Annotated in this window: 19 protein-coding genes and 3 rRNA genes; 20 read left to right on the forward strand and 2 right to left on the reverse strand. The window is 49.1% G+C overall.

The window, feature by feature from the left end:
* Positions 1–236 precede the first annotated feature (236 nt).
* The 6 genes from dnaA to gyrB all read left to right on the forward strand — a co-directional run bounded on the left by dnaA (position 237) and on the right by gyrB (position 6,562).
* Entirely contained in the window at positions 237–1,583 is a 1,347-nt protein-coding gene (gene dnaA / locus MHI45_RS18660) for a chromosomal replication initiator protein DnaA (protein ID WP_076114398.1), read from the forward strand.
* A 196-nt stretch (positions 1,584–1,779) separates the two neighbouring features.
* Positions 1,780–2,922: a DNA polymerase III subunit beta gene (dnaN, locus tag MHI45_RS18665; RefSeq protein ID WP_076114399.1), complete on the forward strand. Its 1,143-nt coding sequence runs from the start codon at positions 1,780–1,782 to the stop codon at positions 2,920–2,922.
* A 49-nt stretch (positions 2,923–2,971) separates the two neighbouring features.
* On the forward strand, positions 2,972–3,199 hold the full coding sequence (gene yaaA / locus MHI45_RS18670; RefSeq protein ID WP_038584289.1) for a S4 domain-containing protein YaaA: 228 nt from the start codon (positions 2,972–2,974) through the stop codon (positions 3,197–3,199).
* A 23-nt stretch (positions 3,200–3,222) separates the two neighbouring features.
* Positions 3,223–4,341 (forward strand): DNA replication/repair protein RecF, encoded by a 1,119-nt coding sequence (gene recF / locus MHI45_RS18675; RefSeq protein WP_038584292.1) that lies wholly within the window; start codon positions 3,223–3,225, stop codon positions 4,339–4,341.
* A 16-nt stretch (positions 4,342–4,357) separates the two neighbouring features.
* On the forward strand, positions 4,358–4,606 hold the full coding sequence (gene remB, locus MHI45_RS18680) for an extracellular matrix regulator RemB (protein ID WP_076114400.1): 249 nt from the start codon (positions 4,358–4,360) through the stop codon (positions 4,604–4,606).
* A 45-nt stretch (positions 4,607–4,651) separates the two neighbouring features.
* Positions 4,652–6,562 (forward strand): DNA topoisomerase (ATP-hydrolyzing) subunit B, encoded by a 1,911-nt coding sequence (gyrB, locus tag MHI45_RS18685; RefSeq protein WP_341119284.1) that lies wholly within the window; start codon positions 4,652–4,654, stop codon positions 6,560–6,562.
* 134 nt (positions 6,563–6,696) lie between these two features.
* Here the strand turns inward: gyrB and MHI45_RS18690 are convergent, their stop codons facing one another.
* Positions 6,697–7,551 (reverse strand): YheC/YheD family protein, encoded by an 855-nt coding sequence (locus MHI45_RS18690; protein ID WP_076114401.1) that lies wholly within the window; start codon positions 7,549–7,551, stop codon positions 6,697–6,699.
* 387 nt (positions 7,552–7,938) lie between these two features.
* Between MHI45_RS18690 and gyrA the strand changes: the two genes are divergently transcribed.
* The 6 genes from gyrA (at position 7,939) to MHI45_RS18720 (ending at position 17,785) form a co-directional block, all read left to right on the forward strand.
* Positions 7,939–10,491 (forward strand): DNA gyrase subunit A, encoded by a 2,553-nt coding sequence (gene gyrA / locus MHI45_RS18695; protein WP_341119285.1) that lies wholly within the window; start codon positions 7,939–7,941, stop codon positions 10,489–10,491.
* A gap of 238 nt (positions 10,492–10,729) precedes the next feature.
* Positions 10,730–11,830 (forward strand): HD-GYP domain-containing protein, encoded by a 1,101-nt coding sequence (locus tag MHI45_RS18700; RefSeq protein WP_341119286.1) that lies wholly within the window; start codon positions 10,730–10,732, stop codon positions 11,828–11,830.
* Positions 11,831–12,216: 386 nt separating this feature from the next.
* Positions 12,217–13,772 (forward strand): 16S ribosomal RNA (locus MHI45_RS18705).
* A gap of 244 nt (positions 13,773–14,016) precedes the next feature.
* Positions 14,017–16,943, forward strand: a 23S ribosomal RNA gene (locus MHI45_RS18710).
* 77 nt (positions 16,944–17,020) lie between these two features.
* A 5S ribosomal RNA gene (gene rrf, locus MHI45_RS18715) occupies positions 17,021–17,137 on the forward strand.
* Together the 16S, 23S and 5S rRNA genes form the textbook arrangement of a ribosomal RNA operon.
* 258 nt (positions 17,138–17,395) lie before the next feature.
* Positions 17,396–17,785, forward strand: coding sequence for a hypothetical protein (locus tag MHI45_RS18720; protein WP_340895732.1), 390 nt, complete (start codon positions 17,396–17,398; stop codon positions 17,783–17,785).
* Positions 17,786–17,885: 100 nt separating this feature from the next.
* Here the strand turns inward: MHI45_RS18720 and MHI45_RS18725 are convergent, their stop codons facing one another.
* Positions 17,886–18,410 (reverse strand): hypothetical protein, encoded by a 525-nt coding sequence (locus MHI45_RS18725; protein ID WP_038584312.1) that lies wholly within the window; start codon positions 18,408–18,410, stop codon positions 17,886–17,888.
* Between the two features lie 210 nt (positions 18,411–18,620).
* On the opposite strand from MHI45_RS18725, the gene MHI45_RS18730 reads away from it, so the two are divergent.
* The 8 genes from MHI45_RS18730 (at position 18,621) to MHI45_RS18765 (ending at position 24,539) form a co-directional block, all read left to right on the forward strand.
* Positions 18,621–18,806 (forward strand): sigma factor G inhibitor Gin, encoded by a 186-nt coding sequence (locus tag MHI45_RS18730; protein WP_038584317.1) that lies wholly within the window; start codon positions 18,621–18,623, stop codon positions 18,804–18,806.
* Between the two features lie 216 nt (positions 18,807–19,022).
* Positions 19,023–20,651 (forward strand): aminotransferase class I/II-fold pyridoxal phosphate-dependent enzyme, encoded by a 1,629-nt coding sequence (locus MHI45_RS18735; RefSeq protein WP_076113618.1) that lies wholly within the window; start codon positions 19,023–19,025, stop codon positions 20,649–20,651.
* On the forward strand, positions 20,652–21,293 hold the full coding sequence (gene tmk, locus MHI45_RS18740; protein WP_076113619.1) for a dTMP kinase: 642 nt from the start codon (positions 20,652–20,654) through the stop codon (positions 21,291–21,293).
* A gap of 101 nt (positions 21,294–21,394) precedes the next feature.
* A complete protein-coding gene (locus MHI45_RS18745; RefSeq protein WP_038584327.1) occupies positions 21,395–21,724 on the forward strand; it encodes a cyclic-di-AMP receptor in 330 nt (109 codons plus the stop codon).
* Between the two features lie 43 nt (positions 21,725–21,767).
* Entirely contained in the window at positions 21,768–22,211 is a 444-nt protein-coding gene (locus tag MHI45_RS18750; protein ID WP_038584331.1) for a YaaR family protein, read from the forward strand.
* A gap of 17 nt (positions 22,212–22,228) precedes the next feature.
* Positions 22,229–23,203 (forward strand): DNA polymerase III subunit delta', encoded by a 975-nt coding sequence (gene holB, locus MHI45_RS18755; RefSeq protein ID WP_341119287.1) that lies wholly within the window; start codon positions 22,229–22,231, stop codon positions 23,201–23,203.
* Positions 23,204–23,342: 139 nt separating this feature from the next.
* Positions 23,343–24,143, forward strand: a complete 801-nt coding sequence (locus MHI45_RS18760) for a PSP1 domain-containing protein (RefSeq protein ID WP_340895716.1) — start codon at positions 23,343–23,345, stop codon at positions 24,141–24,143.
* 30 nt (positions 24,144–24,173) lie between these two features.
* On the forward strand, positions 24,174–24,539 hold the full coding sequence (locus MHI45_RS18765) for an initiation-control protein YabA (RefSeq protein WP_038584339.1): 366 nt from the start codon (positions 24,174–24,176) through the stop codon (positions 24,537–24,539).
* The last annotated feature ends 96 nt before the right edge of the window (positions 24,540–24,635 follow it).

Below are 24,635 nucleotides of genomic sequence, written 5' to 3' on the forward strand. Positions count from 1 at the left end.
TGAAAAGTAAGGGGGCATTTGCTATGATGGTATTACTTTTGAATGTGAATAGATTTGTTTGTTCTATATATTATCAACAAGCTGTGGATAAAGTTGTGAACAATTCAAATTTATCCATATTTTTTTGTCTCTTGATATTGCATATTGGGGATAAGATTCAGCACTAACCCATTTTCTTCGACATTTCCACTTCATGGCTGATGCCACATTTGGAAGATTTAAAGGAGTGACAGTCTGTGGACAGCCATACTTCCGAATTATGGCAGCAAATATTATCGATTATTCAAACCAAATTAAGCAAACCGAGCTTCGATACATGGTTTAAGGCTACGAAGGCATTAACTCTTAGCCAGCACGCCATTATCATCTCGGCACCTACAACGTTTGCCGTAGAATGGCTGGAAAGTCGTTACACCAAATTGGTAGGAGCTACGGTTTATGAAGTTACCGGACAACAGGTTGACGTCAAATTTGTGATTGAGGAGAACAAGCCCATAGAGCCTGTAATCCAGCAGATGACGCCTTCTCCCGCAGTATCGCGTGAAGAAGCGCAGACTCATTTGCTTAATCCCAAATACACTTTCGATACGTTCGTTATCGGCTCCGGCAACCGGTTTGCGCATGCAGCCTCTCTGGCTGTAGCGGAAGCGCCTGCCAAAGCGTATAACCCCTTGTTTTTGTACGGCGGGGTGGGTCTCGGGAAGACTCATCTAATGCATGCCATCGGACACTACGTCCTGGAACATAACCCTAACAATAAGGTTATCTACATCTCGTCCGAGAAATTCACGAATGAATTCATCAACTCCATCCGTGACAACCGCGGTGAAAGCTTCCGTAACAAATACCGCAACGTTGACATTCTGCTGATTGACGATATTCAATTCCTGGCCGGCAAAGAGTCAACGCAGGAGGAATTTTTCCATACGTTTAACGCTCTTCATGAAGAACGCAAGCAAATTATTATCTCCAGCGACCGTCCCCCAAAGGAAATTCCCACTCTGGAAGAACGGCTTCGTTCCCGTTTTGAATGGGGACTCATTACCGATATTCAACCGCCTGATCTGGAGACGCGGATTGCCATTTTGCGCAAAAAAGCCAAGGCGGAGAACCTGGATATCCCCAATGAGGCCATGATGTACATCGCCAACCAGATCGATACGAACATTCGCGAGCTTGAGGGCGCATTGATCCGGGTTGTTGCCTACTCATCGCTTACCAACCAGGACGTAACCACTCATCTGGCAGCCGAAGCACTGAAGGATATCATCCCTTCCAGCCGGCCGAAGATGATCACCATGAATGATATTCAGCAAAAGGTCGGCGAATATTACAATTTGCGCATGGAAGATTTCAAGGCGCGCAAACGCACCAAAGCCGTAGCTTTTCCACGTCAAATCGCTATGTATCTCTCCCGTGAATTAACGGATTATTCGCTTCCCAAAATCGGAGAAGCTTTCGGGGGACGTGACCATACGACAGTTATACATGCCCATGAGAAGATTACGCAGCAATTAAAGGTAGACCAGGAGTTGTACAAAGTGGTAAATAATCTTGCGGAGAAAATTAAAAATCCTTCCTAAGAGGAACAAAGAGCCTATGCACAATCTATACACATGTGGATAGGCTTAATTTTATGCTGTTTCCGGGGTTATCCACATAAACGGCGCCCCTACTACTAATACTATTAAATAACTATAATAATTCATCTTCTAAGAGCAGGTTTCGAAGAGGAATTACGTACACCTATTTCCCAATTTTTCAGCTAGGAGTGAAATCATGAAAATCAGCATTCTTAAAAATGAACTCAACGAATCAATCGGGCACGTATCCAAGGCAATCTCCAGCAGAACCACGATCCCCATTCTGACCGGCATTAAGCTGGAGGTAAGCCATCAAGGCGTTACCCTGACTGCAAGTGATACGGACATTTCCATCCAGTCCTTCATACCTGCAGAGAATGATAGCCATACCATCGTAAAAGTGGAACAGCCAGGCAGCGTTGTGCTTCCAGCCAAGTTTTTCGTCGAGATCATCAAGAAGCTTCCCTCCAAAGAAATCCACATGGAAGTCAAAGAGGGCTTTCAAACCTATATCTCTTCCGGCTCCACGGAAATTCAGATCGTAGGTCTTGACCCCGAGGAATTCCCAGTGCTGCCGAGCATCGAGGAGAACGAAACGATCTCAATTCCAGGTGATTTGCTGAAAAATATGATTAAACAAACCGCTTTCTCCATCTCCACCCAAGAGACAACGCCGATTCTGACAGGGATTCTGTGGAATCTGAGTGAGAACGAATTTAAATTTACAGCTACCGACCGCCACCGTCTGGCCACAAGAGCTGCACATCTGGAAGGGACCGAGAGTGTCCAATTCGCCAACATTGTCATTGCCGGCAAAACGCTGAATGAGCTAAGCAAAATCATACCGGACCAGAATATGCTGGTGGATATTGTCGTGGCCGATAATCAGGTGCTCTTCAAAATCGACAAAGTGCTGTTCTATTCGCGGATTCTGGATGGAATTTATCCGGATACTTCTAGAATTATTCCGACCAACTACAAAACAGAACTAACTTTGGATACAAAAAAACTCAGCGAATCGATTGACCGCGCTTATTTGCTGTCCCGTGAAGAAAAAACAAACATTGTGCGTATGCAGACACTGGAGAACGGCGATGTTGAGATCTCTTCCAGCTCGTCAGAGCTGGGAAAGGTCCGTGAAGAACTTGAAGTGCTTGATTTCAAAGGCGAACCGCTCAAAATCTCCTTCAACTCCAAATATATGCTCGATGTCCTGAAAGTTGTCGAAAGCGAGCAGCTCGTCATCGCCTTCACCGGTATGATGAGTCCGATTATTCTTAAACCGCTGGATGACAGCCGCAGTTTGTATGTCATTCTGCCGTACCGAACAACAAATTAAACGCCGCTGTTCACGGACCTGTGGATAAGTGGTGGGAAGGATAAAAAACATGAAAAAAATACTTATCCACAGTGGATATATTAAGCTGGATCAGTTCTTGAAGCTTTCGGATTGCGTATCCACAGGCGGCATGGCGAAGGCGCTGCTGCAGGAAGGCTACGTGAAGGTTAACGGAGAAAAAGAAGAACGACGTGGCAGAAAGCTTTATCCGGGTGATACAATAGAGGTTCAGGACAACGGCGCATTCGAGATTGAAGGCGGCGGAATAAAAGAGTAGTTCACCCAAGGAGGCAGAGGTTCGTGTTTGTTAAAAATATCGGTCTGCAGCATTACCGTAACTACGGGCTGCTGCGTCTGGAGAGCCTGGGCGATGTGAACCTGATTCTCGGTCAGAATGCCCAGGGCAAAACAAACCTCATGGAGGCTCTGTTCGTCCTGGCGATGACCAAGAGCCACCGTACCTCGAAGGACCGGGAACTCATTTCTTTCGATGCTCCCGGAGGATCCGCGCAAATTGTTGCCGAGGTGGAACGTAAATATGGCGACTTGAAGCTGGAGCTGACCTTGTCCGCCCAAGGCAAAAAAGCCAGAATCAACGGGCTGGAACAGCGCCGGCTCAGTGAATTCGTCGGATCGCTCAACGTGGTGATGTTCGCTCCGGAAGATTTGGAGATCGTCAAAGGGACACCTGGAATACGGCGCCGGTTTCTTGATATGGAGATTGGCCAGGTACAGCCAAGTTATCTTTTCCATCTGCAGCAATACCAGAAGGTGCTCCTGCAAAGAGGCAATCTGCTGAAGCAGCTATGGGGCAAAGAAGCAGCAGGCAAGGAGCTGTTGGAAATATGGGATGCCCAACTTATAGAGCATGGTGTTAAAATCGTCAAAAAAAGGAAACAATTCATAAAGAAGCTGCAAATCTGGGCAGAAAGCATTCACCGGGGCATTACGAACGGCGGGGAAGAGCTGAAATTGCTGTACGTCCCCTCTTTCGGCGAGCGTGACGAGGAAGATGAAGCTGTCTTATTAGACAAATTTATGTTAAAGTTATCACAAACAAGAGATCAGGAAATTAGGCGCGGCATGACGCTGACGGGTCCCCATCGGGATGACCTGTCCTTTTTTATCAACGGAAGAGAAGCTCAGGTCTACGGTTCTCAGGGGCAGCAGCGCACGGCAGCTTTATCGCTCAAGCTGGCGGAAATCGAGCTGATCCATGAAGAAATCGGGGAGTATCCTGTGCTGCTTCTTGATGATGTTTTGTCCGAGCTTGACCCTTACCGCCAGACTCAGCTTATAGAAACCTTTCAAAGCAAGGTACAAACCTTCATCACTGCCACCGGTGTGGAAAGTTTAAGTGCCGATAAATTAAAAGGCGCAAGCCTATACCATGTTCATGATGGAAAAGTGGAGTTATAAAGAGCGGAGGAAGAGAATGTATATTCATTTGGGCGGAGAAAAGATTATTCGATCCTCAGAGCTGATTGCTATATTTGATATATCGATTGAGAAATCCTCGAAGGTGTCGAAGCAGTTCATTGTTCATTCCCAGCAGGATAAAAAACTGGAACGAATCGGTGAAGAGGAAGCGAAGTCCATTGTCGTGACCAAAAATACTGTGTACTACTCCCCTATTTCCTCCTCCACTCTAAAAAAAAGAGCCAAAATCTTGTTGGAAATATAAGCTTTTCAGGTTACAAGAGATAATCAGAAAGAAGTAGGTGAAGGCATGTCAATGAATCAACCGACATATGATGAGAGCCAGATTCAGGTACTGGAAGGGCTGGAAGCTGTTCGGAAACGTCCCGGCATGTACATTGGCTCCACTAGCGCTAAAGGTCTGCATCATTTGGTTTGGGAGGTCGTCGATAATAGTATCGATGAGGCGCTGGCAGGTTTTTGCGACCGGATTCAAGTGATTATTCATGAGGATAACAGTGTGACCGTTATTGATAACGGACGGGGTATCCCTGTCGGTGAGAACGTGAAGCTGAAGAAATCGACGCTTGAGGTTGTAATGACTGTCCTGCATGCAGGTGGTAAATTCGGCGGTGGCGGATATAAGGTTTCGGGCGGTCTTCACGGTGTAGGGATATCGGTTGTGAACGCATTATCCGAGAAGGTAGTTGTAACCGTCAAACGTGACGGCCACGTCTACCAGCAGGAATACAGACGCGGTGCACCGCAATATGATATCAAGATTATCGGAGATTCCGACGAGACGGGTACCACTACAACCTTTCATCCAGACTCGGAGATTTTCACCGAAACGATAGTCTTCGAATACAACACGCTCCTTACCCGTATCCGCGAGCTGGCGTTCCTTAACAAGGGAATCGAGCTTTCATTGCTGGATGAGCGGACTGGCGTTTCCAATACTTTCAAATACGATGGCGGTATCGTGGAATATGTGAAATATCTGAACGAGAAAAAAGAGGCACTTCATGAGGATCCGATCTACGTGGAAGGCTCACGGGATATGATTGCGGTTGAAGTAGCTCTGCAATATAACGATTCGTACACAGAGAACATTTACTCTTTTGCCAACAATATCAATACGCATGAAGGCGGAACGCATGAATCCGGCTTTAAGAGTGCATTGACACGGATCATCAATGATTATGCCCGCAAGACCGGCGTGATCAAGGACAGCAGCAACAATCTGACCGGAGATGACGTTCGTGAAGGATTGACGGCGATTATTTCCGTGAAAATTCCTGAGCCGCAATTCGAAGGGCAAACGAAGACCAAGCTCGGCAACAGTGAAGTCCGCGGGATTGTAGAGTCCTTGTTCGGTGAGAAGCTGCAGGAATTCCTGGAAGAGAACCCTGCGGTTTCCCGGCGGGTGCTCGAGAAGTCACTGCAGGCTTCACGTGCCCGTGAGGCTGCCCGCAAAGCCCGTGAACTGACCCGCCGCAAGAGCGCCCTTGAAGTCAGTGCCTTGCCGGGTAAGCTGGCAGACTGCTCATCCAAGGATGCTTCGATCAGTGAGCTGTATATCGTCGAAGGTGACTCTGCCGGTGGATCAGCCAAGCAGGGCCGGGACCGTCACTTCCAGGCGATTCTGCCGCTGCGCGGTAAAATCCTGAACGTAGAGAAAGCACGGCTTGACCGTATCCTATCCAATGCCGAAATCCGGGCGATTATTACTGCTCTGGGAACCGGGATCAGCGAGGACTTCGATCTGTCCAAGGCGCGTTATCACAAGGTTGTTATTATGACTGATGCCGACGTCGACGGAGCCCATATCCGGACTCTGCTGTTGACCTTCTTCTACCGCTACATGCGGAAGATTATCGAAGCTGGCTATATTTATATTGCCCAGCCGCCGCTGTTCAAAATTGAGCGCAACAAAGTCATCCGCTATGCTCAAAGTGAGAGAGAACGTGATGAGATCATTGCTACCTTTGGTGAGAATGTTAAGGTAAATGTTCAGCGCTACAAAGGTCTGGGAGAAATGAACGCCACCCAGCTTTGGGATACCACCATGGATCCTGAGAGCCGCATGATGCTGCAGGTAACGATTGATGATGCCATCTTGGCTGACGGAATTTTCGATACGCTGATGGGCGACAACGTCGAGCCGCGTCGCGAGTTCATTCAGGAACATGCCCAATCTGTTCGGAACCTTGATATTTAATCATATGCGTACTCCGGCCCTCATACAGGGCTGAAGCATATGTTCTTAGCAAAGAACCTCCAGTTTTCTATTCCTTGGCGAATAGAAACCGGAGGTTCTTTTAGTTTAGGGCAATCTTTTGCTCAGGAGAGGGGTTACCGGCGGGAGACTGCTGTTTTTCTTCTCTTTAACCGTCCATACGCCACAGCATAACGATGAATTTTGCGATAAATAGATTTGTCGTGAATTAATTTAAAGGCAATGATGGAGGGAAGGGTGTTCACTTCAAGCAGCCATACATCATGATGCTGATCCAGGGCGATATCAAGCCCGATCTCTTTAAGCCCAGGGTAGGCTGTTTCAAGCTGCATGGCGATTTTTACACCCAGGGATTTTAACGACTGAAGCGTGGATGCCATCTCTGCCGGGCCCATATGTTCTTTAAACAACGCATTGACGGTAAAGACACTTCCCCCGTTATGATAATTGGTCACAATCTTTTGCGGAGCGGCGACTCTGCCCAGCATTCCGGTTGTTTCCCACCCTCCATCCGGTCTTTTTTGCGTCAGTACCCGCAAATCAAACGGCCGGTCAGCATGCCGGAGCAAATCAATTCCCTGTTGGATTAAGTAGGAGCGTCCTTTAATCTTCGGCTTCAAAGCATTATGCAGCTCCTCCGTTGTGGAGAATGCTTCTGCCTCCAAACCATGACGCAAGATATACATTATTTTTTGTTCAACCGCGGCTTCACTGCTTCCAGTACCGTAATCTCCGTTGACCGGCTGCTGTCCGCTGGGACTTAAATTCACCGTACGCTGCTCGGCTCGCATCACACCATTCCCATAAGTCCCGCGGTCAGGTTTTATATATACCGTCCCGTAGGTTCCGAGCAATTCGTTAAGAGCGGCCAAACTGTACTTTCGTGTTTCAGGGATGAAGATTGCCAGTAGGCGGTTTTGCAGGATAACTTTAGTTTTTGCCCATTTGCTGGAGACCCGTTGAATCCTCATTATCTTCCTCCTTAAAAGTTTTGTGAGCGTAACAGCATTGAATTCTCCTCGTACAAAACTTGCTTCGAAAGTATAAACTTAAAGTTTTGTGGGTTGATCTGAATGATGAATCTGGAAAGCTGAAATTTTAGGACAAGCTAACTAAACAATGTTATAATATAAGGATATGGGGTTATGTCATTTTGGACAAAACCAGGGCCATATAACCAATCTTCTTGTCTTTACAGTCTATGTAACGAAGACATTGGCGGAAAGGGCATTTACCCCTGACTGTGCCAAAAGAAATGAATATAGAAGATATAAATCTATAGTGTTTAATTGTGCTGCTTTTGTGAAAGTAATATAATAAAGGGTAGCGGTTTTTAACTGAAGGAGGTCCAGCAACTCATGGCTGAACAAAATAACCCGCAAATCAAAGATCGGGACATTGGTGAGGAAATGCGCGAATCCTTTATGGATTACGCAATGAGCATCATTGTAAGCCGGGCTTTGCCAGATGTGCGGGACGGACTCAAGCCTGTTCACCGACGCATTTTGTTTGCGATGTCGGAACTTGGAATGTCTCCGGATAAACCTCACAAGAAGTCAGCGAGAATCGTCGGTGAGGTTATCGGTAAGTATCATCCTCACGGGGACTCCGCTGTTTATGAGACGATGGTACGGATGGCGCAGGATTTCTCCATGCGCTACATGCTCGTAGACGGCCATGGGAACTTCGGTTCCATTGACGGAGATATGGCGGCAGCAATGCGGTATACCGAGGCACGCCTGTCCAAAATCGCCGGAGAAATGCTTCGCGATCTCAACAAGGAAACAGTTGATTTCGCACCTAACTATGACGGTGAAGAGAATGAACCTGTAGTTTTGCCTGCGCGTTATCCTAACCTGCTCGTTAACGGGGTATCCGGGATCGCTGTAGGGATGGCTACCAACATTCCTCCGCATAATCTGGGTGAAGTCATTGATGGCGTACAGGCGATGATCAAGAATCCAGAGATCACACCTATGGAGCTTATGGAATATATTCAAGGGCCGGATTTCCCTACAGCGGGCTATATTTTGGGCCGTGAAGGTATTCGCCAAGCTTACCGTACAGGACGCGGATCGGTTACGATGCGTGCTAAAGCAACCATTGAGGAGAACAATGGTAAAGCGCGGATCATTGTGCATGAACTGCCTTATCAGGTCAACAAAGCGAGATTGGTTGAAAAGATTGCAGAATTGGTACGCGAGAAACGGATCGAGGGAATAACCGATCTTCGTGATGAGTCCGACCGTAACGGTATGCGCGTTGTAATTGAGATGCGGCGTGATGTCAATCCAAGTGTCGTACTCAATAACTTGTACAAACATACTGCCATGCAATCTACATTCGGTATCAATATGCTGGCTATCGTAGGCAACGAGCCGAAGATCCTGAATCTTCGCGACGTGCTGTATCACTACTTACAGCATCAAATCGAAGTTATCCGCCGGCGTACGATCTTTGATCTGAAGAAGGCTGAGGCACGGGCGCATATTCTGGAAGGTCTGCGTATTGCACTGGATCATCTGGATGAGGTTATTGCGCTGATCAGAGCTTCCCGTACGACGGATATCGCCCGTGAAGGCTTGATGGAAACATTCAGCCTCAGTATTGAGCAGGCTCAAGCAATTCTCGATATGCGGATGCAGCGCCTGACCGGATTGGAACGGGAAAAAATTGAGAACGAGTATAATGAATTGCTAGTCAAGATTGCCGAGTATAAGGAAATTCTGGCCAATGAGCATCTCGTGCTGGATATCATCAGCAACGAGCTTCAGGAAATCCGTGATAAATTTTCGGATGACCGCCGCACCGAAATCACTGTCGGCGAAGAAAGCATTCTTGACGAGGATCTGATCCCGCGTGAAGAGGTTGTCATTACGATTACGCATACCGGTTATATCAAACGTCTGCCGGTGAGCACATATCGCAGCCAGAAGCGTGGAGGCCGCGGTGTGATCGGGATGGATACCAAGGATGAGGATTTCGTGGAGCATCTCTTCGTGAGTAATTCCCATAATTACCTCATGTTCTTTACCGATAAGGGCAAAGTGTACCGGATCAAGGCGTATGAGATTCCTGAGCTCGGACGTACTGCACGGGGGACGCCGATCATCAACCTGATTCAAATTGAACAGGGTGAGAAGATCAGTGCAGTCATCCAGGTAGAGGAAGCGGATAGCGACAAATACCTGTTCTTTGCTACCCGCGAAGGAATCGTGAAGAAAACGCCGCTTGAAGATTATAACAACATCCGCAAAGGCGGATTGATTGCCATTAATCTTCGTGAGGAAGACTCCTTGATCGAAGTTAAGCTGACAGACGGAGAGCAGAATCTGATTATCGGTACTGCCCGCGGCATGTCGATTACCTTCTCCGAGAACGATGTACGTTCTATGGGCCGCAGTGCAACAGGGGTCAAAGGGATTAACTTGGACGACAATGACCATGTGATCGGAATGGACTGCGTGGACAAGGAGCTTGAGGTGTTGATCGTAACGACTAAGGGTTACGGCAAACGTACACCTGCCAGCGACTATCGTTCACAAACCCGTGGCGGTAAGGGAATCAAGACCATTAATCTTACGGATAAGAATGGACCGGTTGTTGGCTTGAAGGTTGTTAAGAAAGACGAAGACCTGATGATCATTACAACGAGCGGGACCTTGATTCGTACGAGTATGGATGGGATTTCTACCATGGGCCGTTATGCGCAGGGCGTTAAGCTGATTAATATCCGTGAGGATGATGCAGTAGCCACCCTTTGCAGAGCCGATAAGAATGAGGAAGACGAATTGTCCGAGCTCGAGGACGGCGAAGAGGGCCAGGTTACAGCAATAGATGAAACTGCTGAAACTACTGAAGCCGCTGAGCCTGAAATGGACGCCGGCAATGACGAGGATATTCTCGAATAGCACCCTATAAAGAGAGCACAGGTTTCTTATAAGAAGCCCGTGCTCTTTTTTTGCTTTCTAATATAATTTTTATGGATTGCCGATACACTATCTAGCCGCTTGCAACTATCCATACTATAATTAGAGAATCAAATACTCCGGTGCTGCCTGGCGGCACACCAGTTAGCCGGTAATGTTCAGTCTCTATATAGAGCAGCATTCCTGAGCGCAAGTGTCATGAAGTAGAGGGGCTGAGTGGATGCCAAATATATCCGTAGCAGAAGTTAAACCAGGTTCAAAAGTTATTAAAGATGTAGTTACCCCTTTAGGAGGAGTATTATTTCCCAAAGGAAAAATAATACTGCCACGCGACGTTGAGATTCTGCAGGCTTTTTTAATTCAACATGTGGAGATTGAAGGCAACCAGGGAGAGGCCGTACCTGCTGAAAATGTTAAAACAGCCGCGAAGACGTTGCCAGTCAAGGCAGGAACACTCATAAATGAGTCAGTGCTGGCCAAAAGCAATTCCTCTTTACATGATGAATATGAGAAGATGCTGATTTTGATTAAGCAGAGCTACGGTTCTGTTGCTGCTGCCTCGATACCCATTTTTGAATTACGGAGTCAGTTGGAAGCATTGATCGGCAATTTAAAAGATTATCATGTCTTGAAGTTTGCTCCACGGATTCTGCATGATGAAGATTATAACTATCACAATGCAGTGCTGTCGGCATTAACCTGTTATAAAATCGCCCAGTGGTGCGGATATCCGCAGAAAGATTGGATGCAGGCTGCATTTGCCGGTTTGCTGCATGATATCGGTAACGTTAAAGTAGATGGGGCACTGCTGCACAAGCCGACCCCGCTGAATGGAGCGGAATTAGAAGAAGTCCGCAGACATACCACTTATGGATACCAGCTGCTGAGAAATGTTACAGCTATTAACGAAGGGGTTAGACTTGCGGCACTTCAGCATCACGAAAAAATAGACGGTACTGGTTATCCGCTCCATCTGGAGGGCAGCCAAATTCATGTCTACGCCAAGATCGTTGCTGTGGCTGATATCTTTCACGCTATGACCCTGGAGAAGGCTTACAGAAAGGCTCAGTCGCCTTATCTGGTATTGGAGCAGCTACAGACTGAAAGCTTCGGTAAGCTGGATCCGGTTATCGTTCAAACCTTTATTCAGAAAACAACGGATCTCTACAATGGCACAAGAATACGATTAAGCGACGGGCGTCATGGAGAGATTATCTTTACAGACCGCAGCAACCCTACCCGCCCTATGGTGCAGGTGGAGGGAAAGATCGTCAACCTGATGATGGAACGTGAGCTATACATTCAGGAGATCATTGCCTAACCCAAGGGATGAGTCCAACGAAAGCTTTGTTATCGCCCTTTATGCTGGTGCCTTTGCAGTAGGGGGCGATACAAGCTGTTTACTTTAGAAAGAATTTTATAAATAATGCTTGCAATGCAGAACCATACATGATATATTCTATTTCTGGCCGCGAAACATCAACGCCGGGCTCGAAAAAGAAGTTAAAAAAAGAGCTTGCATTGATCGGTTGGATGTGATATATTATAAGAGTTGCTGGTGACGAGATAATCGACACTGACAACGAGCTTGATCTTTGAAAACTGAACAACGAGTGAGTATGGAAATCACGCAAGTGAGATCCAAAATTAGAGAATGTAAATTCTCGTCAGATGTTTCAAATTGAGCAATCGCTCTTTCTAAATACCAATTTGGAGAGTTTGATCCTGGCTCAGGACGAACGCTGGCGGCGTGCCTAATACATGCAAGTCGAGCGGAGTTATGAAGGAGCTTGCTCCGGATTAACTTAGCGGCGGACGGGTGAGTAACACGTAGGCAACCTACCTCTTTGACTGGGATAACTACCGGAAACGGTAGCTAATACCGGATAATTCCTTTGTTCACATGGACGAAGGATGAAAGGCGGAGCAATCTGCTACAAAGAGATGGGCCTGCGGCGCATTAGCTAGTTGGTGGGGTAACGGCTCACCAAGGCGACGATGCGTAGCCGACCTGAGAGGGTGAACGGCCACACTGGGACTGAGACACGGCCCAGACTCCTACGGGAGGCAGCAGTAGGGAATCTTCCGCAATGGGCGAAAGCCTGACGGAGCAACGCCGCGTGAGTGATGAAGGTTTTCGGATCGTAAAGCTCTGTTGCCAGGGAAGAACGTCCGGTAGAGTAACTGCTACCGGAGTGACGGTACCTGAGAAGAAAGCCCCGGCTAACTACGTGCCAGCAGCCGCGGTAATACGTAGGGGGCAAGCGTTGTCCGGAATTATTGGGCGTAAAGCGCGCGCAGGCGGCTATTTAAGTCTGGTGTTTAAACCTTGGGCTCAACCTGAGGTCGCACTGGAAACTGGGTGGCTTGAGTACAGAAGAGGAAAGTGGAATTCCACGTGTAGCGGTGAAATGCGTAGATATGTGGAGGAACACCAGTGGCGAAGGCGACTTTCTGGGCTGTAACTGACGCTGAGGCGCGAAAGCGTGGGGAGCAAACAGGATTAGATACCCTGGTAGTCCACGCCGTAAACGATGAGTGCTAGGTGTTAGGGGTTTCGATACCCTTGGTGCCGAAGTTAACACAGTAAGCACTCCGCCTGGGGAGTACGGTCGCAAGACTGAAACTCAAAGGAATTGACGGGGACCCGCACAAGCAGTGGAGTATGTGGTTTAATTCGAAGCAACGCGAAGAACCTTACCAGGTCTTGACATCCCTCTGAATCCACTAGAGATAGTGGCGGCCTTCGGGACAGAGGAGACAGGTGGTGCATGGTTGTCGTCAGCTCGTGTCGTGAGATGTTGGGTTAAGTCCCGCAACGAGCGCAACCCTTGACTTTAGTTGCCAGCAGGTAGTGCTGGGCACTCTAGAGTGACTGCCGGTGACAAACCGGAGGAAGGTGGGGATGACGTCAAATCATCATGCCCCTTATGACCTGGGCTACACACGTACTACAATGGCCGGTACAACGGGAAGCGAAGCCGCGAGGTGGAGCCAATCCCAGCAAAGCCGGTCTCAGTTCGGATTGCAGGCTGCAACTCGCCTGCATGAAGTCGGAATTGCTAGTAATCGCGGATCAGCATGCCGCGGTGAATACGTTCCCGGGTCTTGTACACACCGCCCGTCACACCACGAGAGTTTACAACACCCGAAGTCGGTGGGGTAACCCGCAAGGGAGCCAGCCGCCGAAGGTGGGGTAGATGATTGGGGTGAAGTCGTAACAAGGTAGCCGTATCGGAAGGTGCGGCTGGATCACCTCCTTTCTATGGAGAATCGTTTCCTGCAACGGAAACATTCAAATCGGAAGCATGTCTTCCAAAACTCAGGTTTAGGCCTGTTACTCACTCGTTGGTCAGTTTTGAGAGTTTAAGCTCTCAGTAATACCTTGATCCTTGAAAACTGGATACCGAAACGAATTTGCGTTTTAGAACATCTTTTAGCTGAAACTTGTGTGAACAAGTTTTAATTATAGCGATGCTAGCGTTTTTCCTTCTGGAAAAACGCATTGGTTAAGCTAATAAGAGCACACGGAGGATGCCTAGGCGCCAGGAGCCGACGAAGGACGTGGCGAACAACGAAACTGCCTCGGGGAGCTGTAAGCAAGCTTTGATCCGGGGGTGTCCGAATGGGGAAACCCAGCTGTGGTAATTCGCAGTTACTTCTCTCTGAATACATAGGGGAGATAGAGGCAGACCAGGGGAACTGAAACATCTAAGTACCCTGAGGAAGAGAAAACAATAGTGATTCCGTCAGTAGCGGCGAGCGAACGCGGAACAGCCTAAACCAAGGGGCTTGCCTCTTGGGGTTGTGGGACGTCTCACATGGAGTTACAAAGGAATATGGTAGGCGAAGAGGTCTGGAAAGGCCCGCGATAGAGGTAAAAGCCCTGTAGCCTAAACTGTGTTCTCTCCGAGACGGATCCCGAGTAGTGCGGGGCACGTGAAACCCCGTATGAATCCAGCAGGACCATCTGCTAAGGCTAAATACTACCTGGCGACCGATAGTGAAACAGTACCGTGAGGGAAAGGTGAAAAGCACCCCGGAAGGGGAGTGAAATAGAACCTGAAACCGTGTGCTTACAAAAAGTCAGAGCCCGATCTATGGGTGATGGCGTGCCTTTTGTAGAATGAACCGGCGAGTTACGTTTAACATGCAAGGTTAAGGTGAGAAGCCGGAGCCGCAGCGAAAGCGAGTCTGAATAGGGCGACTGAGTATGTGGACGTAGACCCGAAACCGTGTGATCTACCCCTGTCCAGGGTGAAGGTGCGGTAACACGCACTGGAGGCCCGAACCCACGTATGTTGAAAAATGCGGGGATGAGGTGGGGGTAGCGGAGAAATTCCAATCGAACTCGGAGATAGCTGGTTCTCCCCGAAATAGCTTTAGGGCTAGCCTCGGTGAATGGAGTGGTGGAGGTAGAGCACTGATTGGGTGCGGGGCCCGCAAGGGTTACCAAGCTCAGTCAAACTCCGAATGCCATTAACTTCTTGCCGGGAGTCAGACAGTGAGTGCTAAGATCCATTGTCAAAAGGGAAACAGCCCAGACCATCAGCTAAGGTCCCCAAGTGTGTGTTAAGTGGGAAAGGATGTGGAGTTGCACAGACAACCAGGATGTTGGCTTAGAAGCAGCCACCATTGAAAGAGTGCGTAATAGCTCACTGGTCGAGTGACTCTGCGCCGAAAATGTAACGGGGCTAAACACACCACCGAAGCTATGGCTAGATACTATGTATCTGGGGTAGGGGAGCGTTGTATGCAGGTTGAAGGTGTACCGTAAGGAGCGCTGGACAGCATACAAGTGAGAATGCCGGTATGAGTAACGAAAAGATCAGTGAGAATCTGATCCGCCGAAAGCCCAAGGTTTCCTGAGGAAGGCTCGTCCGCTCAGGGTAAGTCGGGACCTAAGGCGAGGCCGAAAGGCGTAGTCGAAGGACAACAGTTTGAAATTACTGTACCACCGTAATCCGCTATGAGCGATGGGGTGACGCAGGAGGGTAGTGACGCGGACTGATGGATGTCCGTCTAAGCAGTGAGGCTGGTGTGTAGGCAAATCCGCACATCATTAAGGCTGGGCTGTGATGGGGAGCGAAAATTATAGTAGCGAAGGTCATGATCTCACACTGCCAAGAAAAGCCTCTAGCCAGGAGAAGGTGCCCGTACCGCAAACCGACACAGGTAGGCGAGAAGAGAATTCTAAGGCGCGCGGAAGAACTCTCGTTAAGGAACTCGGCAAAATGACCCCGTAACTTCGGGAGAAGGGGTGCCTCGGTAGGGTGAATAGCCCGAGGGGGCCGCAGTGAAAAGGCCCAAGCGACTGTTTAGCAAAAACACAGGTCTGTGCGAAGCCGCAAGGCGAAGTATACGGGCTGACGCCTGCCCGGTGCTGGAAGGTTAAGGGGAGCGGTTAGGAGCAATCCGAAGCTGTGAACCGAAGCCCCAGTAAACGGCGGCCGTAACTATAACGGTCCTAAGGTAGCGAAATTCCTTGTCAGGTAAATTCTGACCCGCACGAATGGCGTAACGACTTGGGCGCTGTCTCAACGAGAGATCCGGTGAAATTTTAATACCTGTGAAGATGCAGGTTACCCGCGACAAGACGGAAAGACCCCATGGAGCTTTACTGCAGCTTGATATTGAATTTGGGTACGATCTGTACAGGATAGGTGGGAGCCGTAGAGGCAGGAGCGCAAGCTTCTGCGGAGGCGCCGTTGGGATACCACCCTGATCGTATCTAGGTTCTAACCTAGTGCCCTAATCGGGTACGGGGACCGTGTCAGGCGGGCAGTTTGACTGGGGCGGTCGCCTCCTAAAGAGTAACGGAGGCGTTCAAAGGTTCCCTCAGAATGGTTGGAAATCATTCGAAGAGTGCAAAGGCATAAGGGAGCTTGACTGCGAGACCAACAAGTCGAGCAGGGACGAAAGTCGGACTTAGTGATCCGGTGGTACCGCATGGAAGGGCCATCGCTCAACGGATAAAAGCTACCCTGGGGATAACAGGCTTATCTCCCCCAAGAGTCCACATCGACGGGGAGGTTTGGCACCTCGATGTCGGCTCATCGCATCCTGGGGCTGAAGTAGGTCCCAAGGGTTGGGCTGTTCGCCCATTAAAGCGGTACGCGAGCTGGGTTCAGAACGTCGTGAGACAGTTCGGTCCCTATCTGTCGTGGGCGCAGGAAATTTGAGAGGAGCTGTCCTTAGTACGAGAGGACCGGGATGGACGTACCGCTGGTGCATCAGTTGTTCCGCCAGGAGCATGGCTGAGTAGCTACGTACGGACGGGATAAGCGCTGAAAGCATCTAAGCGTGAAGCCCCCCTCAAGATGAGATTTCCCAATTAGTAAGACCCCTTGAAGACGACGAGGTAGATAGGTTGGAGGTGGAAGTGCAGCAATGCATGGAGCTGACCAATACTAATCGGTCGAGGGCTTATCCAAAAAGTAAGACGCAGATTCGTTTCGGATTCAGTTTTCAGGAATTAAGGTTCCTGAAGCATTTACGCTGTAAATGCCCGTTTGGTGGCGATAGCGGAGGGGTTCCACGCGTACCCATCCCGAACACGACCGTTAAGCCCTCCAGCGCCGATGGTACTTGGACCGAAGGGTCCTGGGAGAGTAGGACGCCGCCAAGCACATAAAGCCATTGTTGAGTTTCTCAACAGTGGCTTTTTTGTTATTTAGAGTGTAAGAGATAGGTATAGAGGAGCATGAATTTATAAAACGCTTACAATGGAGTGACATTTTTGTTACCGACGCCACAGCAGATCAAAGTATAATAGAAATGTGCAAATATTAAGAAGAACCTTAATACGAATGAACTACTGATAAATTCTAAATTTGAATTTTCTTGCGTCTTTAGATGCATGGTAGAGGTAAGGAGGATTTAAGGTATGAAGCGAACCCGGCCCTTGTGGATATTATTTATTGTTTCTATAGTTTGTGTAATGCTGGTTGGTTGCGGTACGAAAGAGCCTGCCTGGGATGCCTTTGAGGGTGCACTTAACGAAAAAAGCTTTCCGGTACCTAAGGATGCTAGCTCTCCTGATCGGACCACTACCAATGTCGCTATGGATTATGTTCGTTATTCATTGCCCGGACTTAAAGAAAAGGAAGGCGTTGCAGAGCCTTATTTGGAAGCTATCAAGGCTTGGGGATGGGAAGAACAACAGGATGATGATTCAGGAAGCTCCCGAGTCTTTGAGAAGGATGGACTCACAGTTCACCTAACGATCCATGATGACTATTTCATTGTGATGATTCCGAAGGAGAAGAAAACATAGTTAAAGAACTGGAGAGTAAATAAATAACCGCCGTCTATTAGGACGGCGGTTATTTATTGTAGGGTGAGCATTTCATCGCTGTATGTATGTGGCTTGTTGATTACTGAGAGTAATAGGAAACATCAGTGGATGTGAACTTAAGCATACCATTTTTCTCTTCACGATTTAGTCTCAGCAGCGTATAAAGACGGGGGAAGAGCACCCATAGATGACAGATGATCAAGGATACTGTAAATGCCGGCGGAGACCATACAATAAACAGCGCGGCGATGCACAGGCCGATCCAGAAGTTATGCATCTGCACTTTACGGAAGATGCCATAACTGATGTATTGATCAGGCATATAACCAAGCCATGGCAGGCGAAAGGATAATCTCCACCGCTTGGCGATGGGATGCCCGGTAATGACCAGAACTGACCGCGAGATTACATATTGAATCCATATCACAACTGGTGCGGCAATAATCATGAACAGGATACTCCACCAGGAAAGGAACACTGTTTCCAGCACTACGAAAAAGAGGGGGAGCGCAATATATATCCGCAGCTTAACAGGCGTGAGATTAATCTTTTTGATAAGCTTGTATTGATAGAATGTGGCTGCGCCTTTGGTGTTAGGTTCCATAAAGAAAGGTTTGACCTCCTCACTTAGTTCTCATGTTACTAATATCGGCGAATGGCAGCAATTTATTAAACTTCAGCATCAGGTTCACCTTTAGATAAATGACGGAATATATATATTATAAGCCTTGAAGGATAGGAAAAAACTATGAAAAGGTTTAAAATGATAGAAGGTGTAACATACTGTTCTTAAAAGAGTCAAGGTGGGATGGTAATGGAACAGCAACCCGGACAGCCCTGCATCATTTGCGGACAAGTGAAAGAGGAAGGTATTGTGATTGTCTCGCATTTCATTTGTGAGGATTGTGAGAGTGAAATGGTGCATACAGAGGCAGAAGATGCCAAATACCGTTTTTTTATTGGACGGATGAAGAAGATTGGATTACAGAAGAACGCTTGAGCAGAACACAGGTATGGAATGAAGATGGGGTAAAAAGAGCAGGCGGTGGTTATGTGTCGCGTTGGCTGCATAAGAAGGCTTCAATATAACGGCTTCCCCGTCTTAAAGGGCGGGAGGAGCCGTTTTGTTGTCGTGAAGAGGCTTTTGTGCAGAATAATAGGCGTTTGCACATATTTGCGTTAAAATAGAAGGTAACCCCCAGGGAAGGAATAGATCATGAACAATTTACAGCCTGGCAGGGCACCTGTATACGAAATGTTGGAACAATATAGAGTAAAGGGTAATATATCTTATCATGTGCCGGGCCATAAGAATGGTGAGGCTTATAGCGGATTCGGGGGCGCAGGATATCTGGATGAGATCATGAAATACGATGTCACAGAGATTTCCGGAACAGATGATCTTCATCATCCTGAAGGGGTGATTAAGGAAGCACAGGAGCTGGCAGCGGATTGTTTTGGGGCGGAAGAGAGTTTTTTTCTCGTTGGCGGCAGCACTGCCGGTAATCTTGCCCTCATCCTGACGGTATGCCCCCAGCCGGAAATGATCATGATTCTGCAGCGCAATGTGCATAAATCGGTCATTCATGGACTAATGCTGGCGGGTGTCCAGGCAGTTTTTCTGGAGCCGCTGCTGGATACGGACAGCGGCCTTGCGGTCGCTCCTGCGGCTGAGACGGTGCAGGCTGCCTTGGCAGCCTACCCGGAAGCCGCAGCTGTGCTGGTCACCATGCCGAATTACTACGGCATGGGCAGCGACCTGGCGTCCCTCGCGCAGATCTGTCACGACAGCAGCGTTCCGCTGTTGGTTGACGAAGCGCACGGGGCGCATTACGGACAGCACCCCGCGCTGCCGGCCGGGGCGCTAATGTGCGGCGCGGACGGCGTAGTGCAGTCCACGCACAAGATGCTGCCGGCGCTCACCATGGGCGCCATGCTGCATGTGCAGGGCCCGCGGCTTGACCGCACCCTGCTTAGGCAGCGGCTCGCGATGGTGCAGAGCTCCAGCCCATCCTACCCCGTGATGGCTTCGCTCGATCTGGCCCGGCGGCTGGTGCACAGCCAGCGCGCCGCTGCCTTCACGGCGGGGCTCGCCGCCGTAGACGTCCTGCGGCGCGGCCTGGCGCAGCTGCCGCGCTATAGGCTGCTGCAGCCAGCGGTGCCGCTGCAGCCTTCCGGCGGCGCAGGCGCAGCCGCCGGCACGGGAACGCCGCCGCAGAGCGGGGCGGCGTACAGCATGCAGGACCCTTTTAAGGCCGTCATTTATGACGCCGCCGGGGTCCTGGGGGGCTTCGAGCTGCAGCGCAGGCTCGAGGAGAAGGGCATCGTGCCGGAGATGAGCGATGCCCGGCACGTAGTGCTGGCCTTCAGCCTCGGCTCGAAGGCTGAAGATGCCGCAGCGCTGCTGAGCGCGCTGCAGGAGATTGATGCGGACATGCCATGCCCGGTGCCGCAGGCATCTGGGGCTACTGCTGGTCCTGCACCCGCAGCAGCCTTGGCTGACAGCCAGGCAGAGAGAAGCGAATCTCCTCACAGCAATAATTCCACGTGGAACAATTTCACCACGTCTCTGATTTCAGCTCGGGTTCCGTTCTCTTTACGGCCGGTGCTTGAAAGTGAAACAGAAAGTATCCGCTTGGAATATAGTATAGGAAGAGTGGCGGCAGAGATGGTTATTCCTTATCCGCCGGGCATTCCACTGCTCTATCCGGGCGAAGCAATAACCGAAGCCATATGCAACCGGCTGAGTGGTCTCAGTAAAGGCGGAGCCAAATTTCAGGCCTGCGCTGATCCGGTCTTACAGCATATCAAGGTATACAACATTCAGAAGGGCGGAGAAGTATAAGTGGCACGAGAAGGTTTCTTCATTACTTTGGAGGGAGGCGATGGCTCGGGAAAAACAACAGTACTGGGCCGGGTGGCGGCATATTTGCAGAATCACTCCATGCCCTACCGGATTACGCGTGAACCCGGGGGGATTGAAATCGCCGAGAAGATCCGATCCATCATTCTGGATCCCGCCCATACTGCTATGGATGCCCGGACGGAAGCGCTGCTGTATGCAGCGGCAAGAAGCCAGCATCTGGCGGAAGTAGTTGAGCCTGCACTCAAGGACGGGATTACCGTACTCTGTGACCGGTTCGTAGACAGCAGTCTCGTGTATCAGGGTTATGCGAGAGGACTTGGCATTGAAGAGGTCTGGAGCATTAACCGCTTTGCCATTGGCAGCCGGATGCCGGATCTAACCTTCTATCTGGATGTGGACCCGGAGGTAGGGCTTTCACGGATCGCCGCCAATCAGGAACGGGAAGTGAACCGCCTTGATTTGGAAAACCTGGCTTTTCACCAAAAGGTTCGTGAAGGGTATCAGCTCGTTATTGCATCAGATCCTCAGCGGATTGTTGTCCTCGATGCCAATCGTCCGATTCATATGGTTGAACAGGATATCGTTCGTACGCTGCAGGAGCGCATTTTAAAGGATTTTTAAGGCGCTTTGTCTAATATTACTTAGGTGTGAACTTTTCACATCACCCTTGGAGAGGTAACTCTCCAATGTATCGCCTACAAAACTTTTAGGAGGGAACGAAGATGAATTTAATCATCGCAATTATCCAGGATAAAGACAGTAACCGGTTGTCCAGTGAGCTGGTCAAGGCAAACTTCCGTGCAACCAAGCTGGCCAGTACAGGCGGATTTCTGCGCGCAGGGAATACCACATTTATGATTGGTGTAGACGATACTCAGGTAGATGCTGTACTTAGTGTTATCCGCAATAGCTGCAAAGTGCGTGAGCAGCTTGTTACTCCGGTAACTCCTATGAGCGGTACGACGGATTCATATTTACCACTTCCTGTAGAGGTACAGGTAGGCGGAGCAACAGTATTCGTGCTTCCTGTTGATCGTTTTGAGCATTATTGAGCATAATACCGGTGCAATCCCATGATAAGGACGGTAGATATCTTTGAAAATCAATCCGGGCTACAGGCCCCTAAAAAGCGAGCTGCCGACTAACGAAGAAGGTAGAAGGCCCATTCAGCAAAAATCATTCACTGATGTATTCCATCAGCAGGGTGAGCAGAAAACGATAGATGAGCTTAACCGCCAGATTAAAGATATCCAGCAGCAGGGCGATCGGCTATCCAAATCCATGACGGTCCGCGAGCTGGCGATTTACCGCAATATGATCAAAAAGTTTCTGGAGGAGACTGCGCGCCGCGGAGTTATTCTGAAGGATACGAAGGGCTGGGACCGTCGCGGCAGGAGTAAAAGATATAAACTGCTGGAGGAGATCGATGCTGCGCTGCTGAACTTGGCGGATGACTTGCTGGAAAGTGAGCATGGCCGTATTGATCTGCTGGGACGGGTTGGAGAGATCCGCGGAATGCTGATTAATCTTGCTTTTTAAAAGAGTTGGAGGAATTTATGCCTTTTCATGATATATTAGGCCAGGAGGATGCCAAACGCCTGCTGCAAAATGCATTGCGCAAAGAAGCGGTCAGTCATGCCTATCTGTTCACCGGACCTTCGGGGAGCGGACAAATGAAGACAGCGCTGATATTCGCGCAAGCCATATTTTGCACCGCGCTCAAGGACGATGCCTGTGGGGAATGTCTGGAATGCCGCAAGGTTGAGCATGGCAACCATCCGGATTTAACCCTGCTGAAGCCCGAAGGGGCGAGCCTTAAGATCGATCAGATCCGTGAGCTGCAGCGTGTTTTTTCTTACCGCTCGGAAGGAATTAACCCGAAGGTTTATATTATAGAAGGAGCGGATAAAATGACGGTGCAAGCCGCCAACAGTCTGCTCAAATTTTTGGAGGAGCCACCTGCTCCGGCAGTAGGCATTTTAATCTCCGACAATAGCAGTTCCCTGCTTCCAACGATCCAGTCAAGGACTCAGCGTATTCCGTTTAGTCCGCTGCATCCGGATATTATGCTCCAGGCGTTATCCGGCGAGGGGGTTCCCGTGCCGCTAGCCCGGTGTGCAGTGTCGCTGACTTCAGGTCTTGATGGCTGCAGGGAACTTTTGGCACAGAATTGGTTTGCAGAAATGAGAAATCTAGTGTTACAATTAGCTAAGGAGTCTTTGGGCAAAGGCAGCACTGCGGTAGCAACCGTAGGGCAGAAGCTGTTCAAGGCCGGGCTCGGTGAACATTTGGATATTCTTTTCAGCATGTTCCACCTTTGGTTTAAAGATATGCTTTACTTCCTGTACCGAAGACACGAAAGCATCGTTTTCATAGATCAGTTAGACTTTATTTCCAGACATGCCCGTCAGCGGAGTACGGAACAATGGGTGGCTTATATGGAATTCGCGGCGGAGAGCAAGCGGAGGCTCCGGTCCAATGCCAATGCCCAACTGTGTCTGGAGCAGTTCTTAATCCGACTGGAAAGTTAAAGGGTTAGTTATGATATATCCTCTATATGTCGCTTCAGCCTGGAAGTATGGGTTTAACGGATAAGGAAGGACAAGCATGGATCACCAGAGAGCGGACTTGCTTAAGGGTTCCTTTACCGGCAAACAAGGGGGTTAATTTTTGTACAGCGTAGTAGGTGTCCGCTTCAAAAAAGCGGGTAAAATATATTATTTTGATCCGCTTGATTTCCCGATTGAACGCGATCAATGCGTTATTGTTGAGACGGCAAGAGGGGTCGAATACGGTAGAGTTGTCGTTGGCAAAAAAGAGGTGCAGGAAGCGGATGTTGTATTGCCTCTCAAGAAGGTCATGCGTATTGCCGGAGAAACCGACGCACGTGTGGTTGAAGAGAACAAAGGTGCAGCCAAGGACGCTTTTACCACCTGTTTAAATAAAATTCGCGATCATGCCCTCAAAATGAAGCTTGTGGATGTGGAATTCACGTTTGACCGCAATAAGATTATTTTTTATTTCACTGCCGAGGGCCGCGTCGATTTCCGCGAATTGGTCAAGGACCTGGCAAGTATTTTCCGTACCCGGATCGAGCTGCGGCAGATTGGTGTGCGTGATGAGGCTAAGATGTTGGGTGGTCTGGGGCCTTGCGGACGAGTGTTGTGCTGCTCTTCCTGGCTTGGAGATTTCGAGCCGGTATCGATCAAGATGGCTAAGGATCAGAACCTTTCGCTTAATCCGACAAAGATCTCGGGTCTGTGCGGACGGCTGATGTGTTGCCTGAAGTTTGAGCATGATAATTACGAAAGCACGAAGGAAGAAATGCCGGCGGTAGGCAAGATTGTCGTAACCTCACTCGGTGACGGCAAGGTGGTAGGAATTAATGCCGGAACCCGCACGGTTCATGTACAGCTGTTTGAAGTGGGCAAAGTTAAGGAACTTCCAATGGATGATGTTGTCGTCAAGTAAACCATATAAGGTTACTTTCGGGGTGGAAACTTGGAGAAGATAAATATATTTGCACACATGCAGGAGATGGAAGCGCAGATGGAAAGCATGCGCGCAAGTCTCGGAGATTGGAAACAGACGGTTAAGGAACTGATGGAAACCAATCAAAGGCTTAGTCTGGAGAATGAACAGCTCCGCAAAATATTGAAGAGGGACGCACCTTTGGACCCTGCCGTTGATACTGCGGAGGCGGAAGCTCTTTTGGCCGCCAGAGAGGGAACAGAAGAGGTAGTTGGGGAAGGTTATGACAATCTGGCCCGGCTGTATCATGAAGGCTTTCACATCTGCAATGTCTATTTCGGCCATTTGCGCACAGAAGGTGATTGTCTGTTCTGTCTTTCTTTTCTTAATAAATGAGGATATCCAGCCGTAGGAGATTTACGCCTACGGTTTTTTTTGAATTTATGGGCGTAGACTGATGAAAGCGTGCATAGGTTCAGGCAAAACTAAGCG

The organism is Paenibacillus sp. FSL H3-0321 (assembly GCF_038002865.1).
Taxonomy (GTDB): domain Bacteria; phylum Bacillota; class Bacilli; order Paenibacillales; family Paenibacillaceae; genus Paenibacillus_AQ.

Excerpts from the sequence above, each read along its gene's own strand:
- dnaN (WP_076114399.1), top strand. The coding sequence starts at position 1,780 with ATGAAAATCAGCATTCTTAAAAATGAACTCAACGAATCAATCGGGCAC.
- yaaA (WP_038584289.1), top strand. The coding sequence starts at position 2,972 with ATGAAAAAAATACTTATCCACAGTGGATATATTAAGCTGGATCAGTTC.
- remB (WP_076114400.1), top strand. The coding sequence starts at position 4,358 with ATGTATATTCATTTGGGCGGAGAAAAGATTATTCGATCCTCAGAGCTG.
- gyrB (WP_341119284.1), top strand. The coding sequence starts at position 4,652 with ATGTCAATGAATCAACCGACATATGATGAGAGCCAGATTCAGGTACTG.
- MHI45_RS18690 (WP_076114401.1), bottom strand. The coding sequence starts at position 7,551 with ATGAGGATTCAACGGGTCTCCAGCAAATGGGCAAAAACTAAAGTTATC.
- gyrA (WP_341119285.1), top strand. The coding sequence starts at position 7,939 with ATGGCTGAACAAAATAACCCGCAAATCAAAGATCGGGACATTGGTGAG.
- MHI45_RS18700 (WP_341119286.1), top strand. The coding sequence starts at position 10,730 with ATGCCAAATATATCCGTAGCAGAAGTTAAACCAGGTTCAAAAGTTATT.
- MHI45_RS18720 (WP_340895732.1), top strand. The coding sequence starts at position 17,396 with ATGAAGCGAACCCGGCCCTTGTGGATATTATTTATTGTTTCTATAGTT.
- MHI45_RS18725 (WP_038584312.1), bottom strand. The coding sequence starts at position 18,410 with ATGGAACCTAACACCAAAGGCGCAGCCACATTCTATCAATACAAGCTT.
- MHI45_RS18730 (WP_038584317.1), top strand. The coding sequence starts at position 18,621 with ATGGAACAGCAACCCGGACAGCCCTGCATCATTTGCGGACAAGTGAAA.
- MHI45_RS18735 (WP_076113618.1), top strand. The coding sequence starts at position 19,023 with ATGAACAATTTACAGCCTGGCAGGGCACCTGTATACGAAATGTTGGAA.
- MHI45_RS18745 (WP_038584327.1), top strand. The coding sequence starts at position 21,395 with ATGAATTTAATCATCGCAATTATCCAGGATAAAGACAGTAACCGGTTG.
- holB (WP_341119287.1), top strand. The coding sequence starts at position 22,229 with ATGCCTTTTCATGATATATTAGGCCAGGAGGATGCCAAACGCCTGCTG.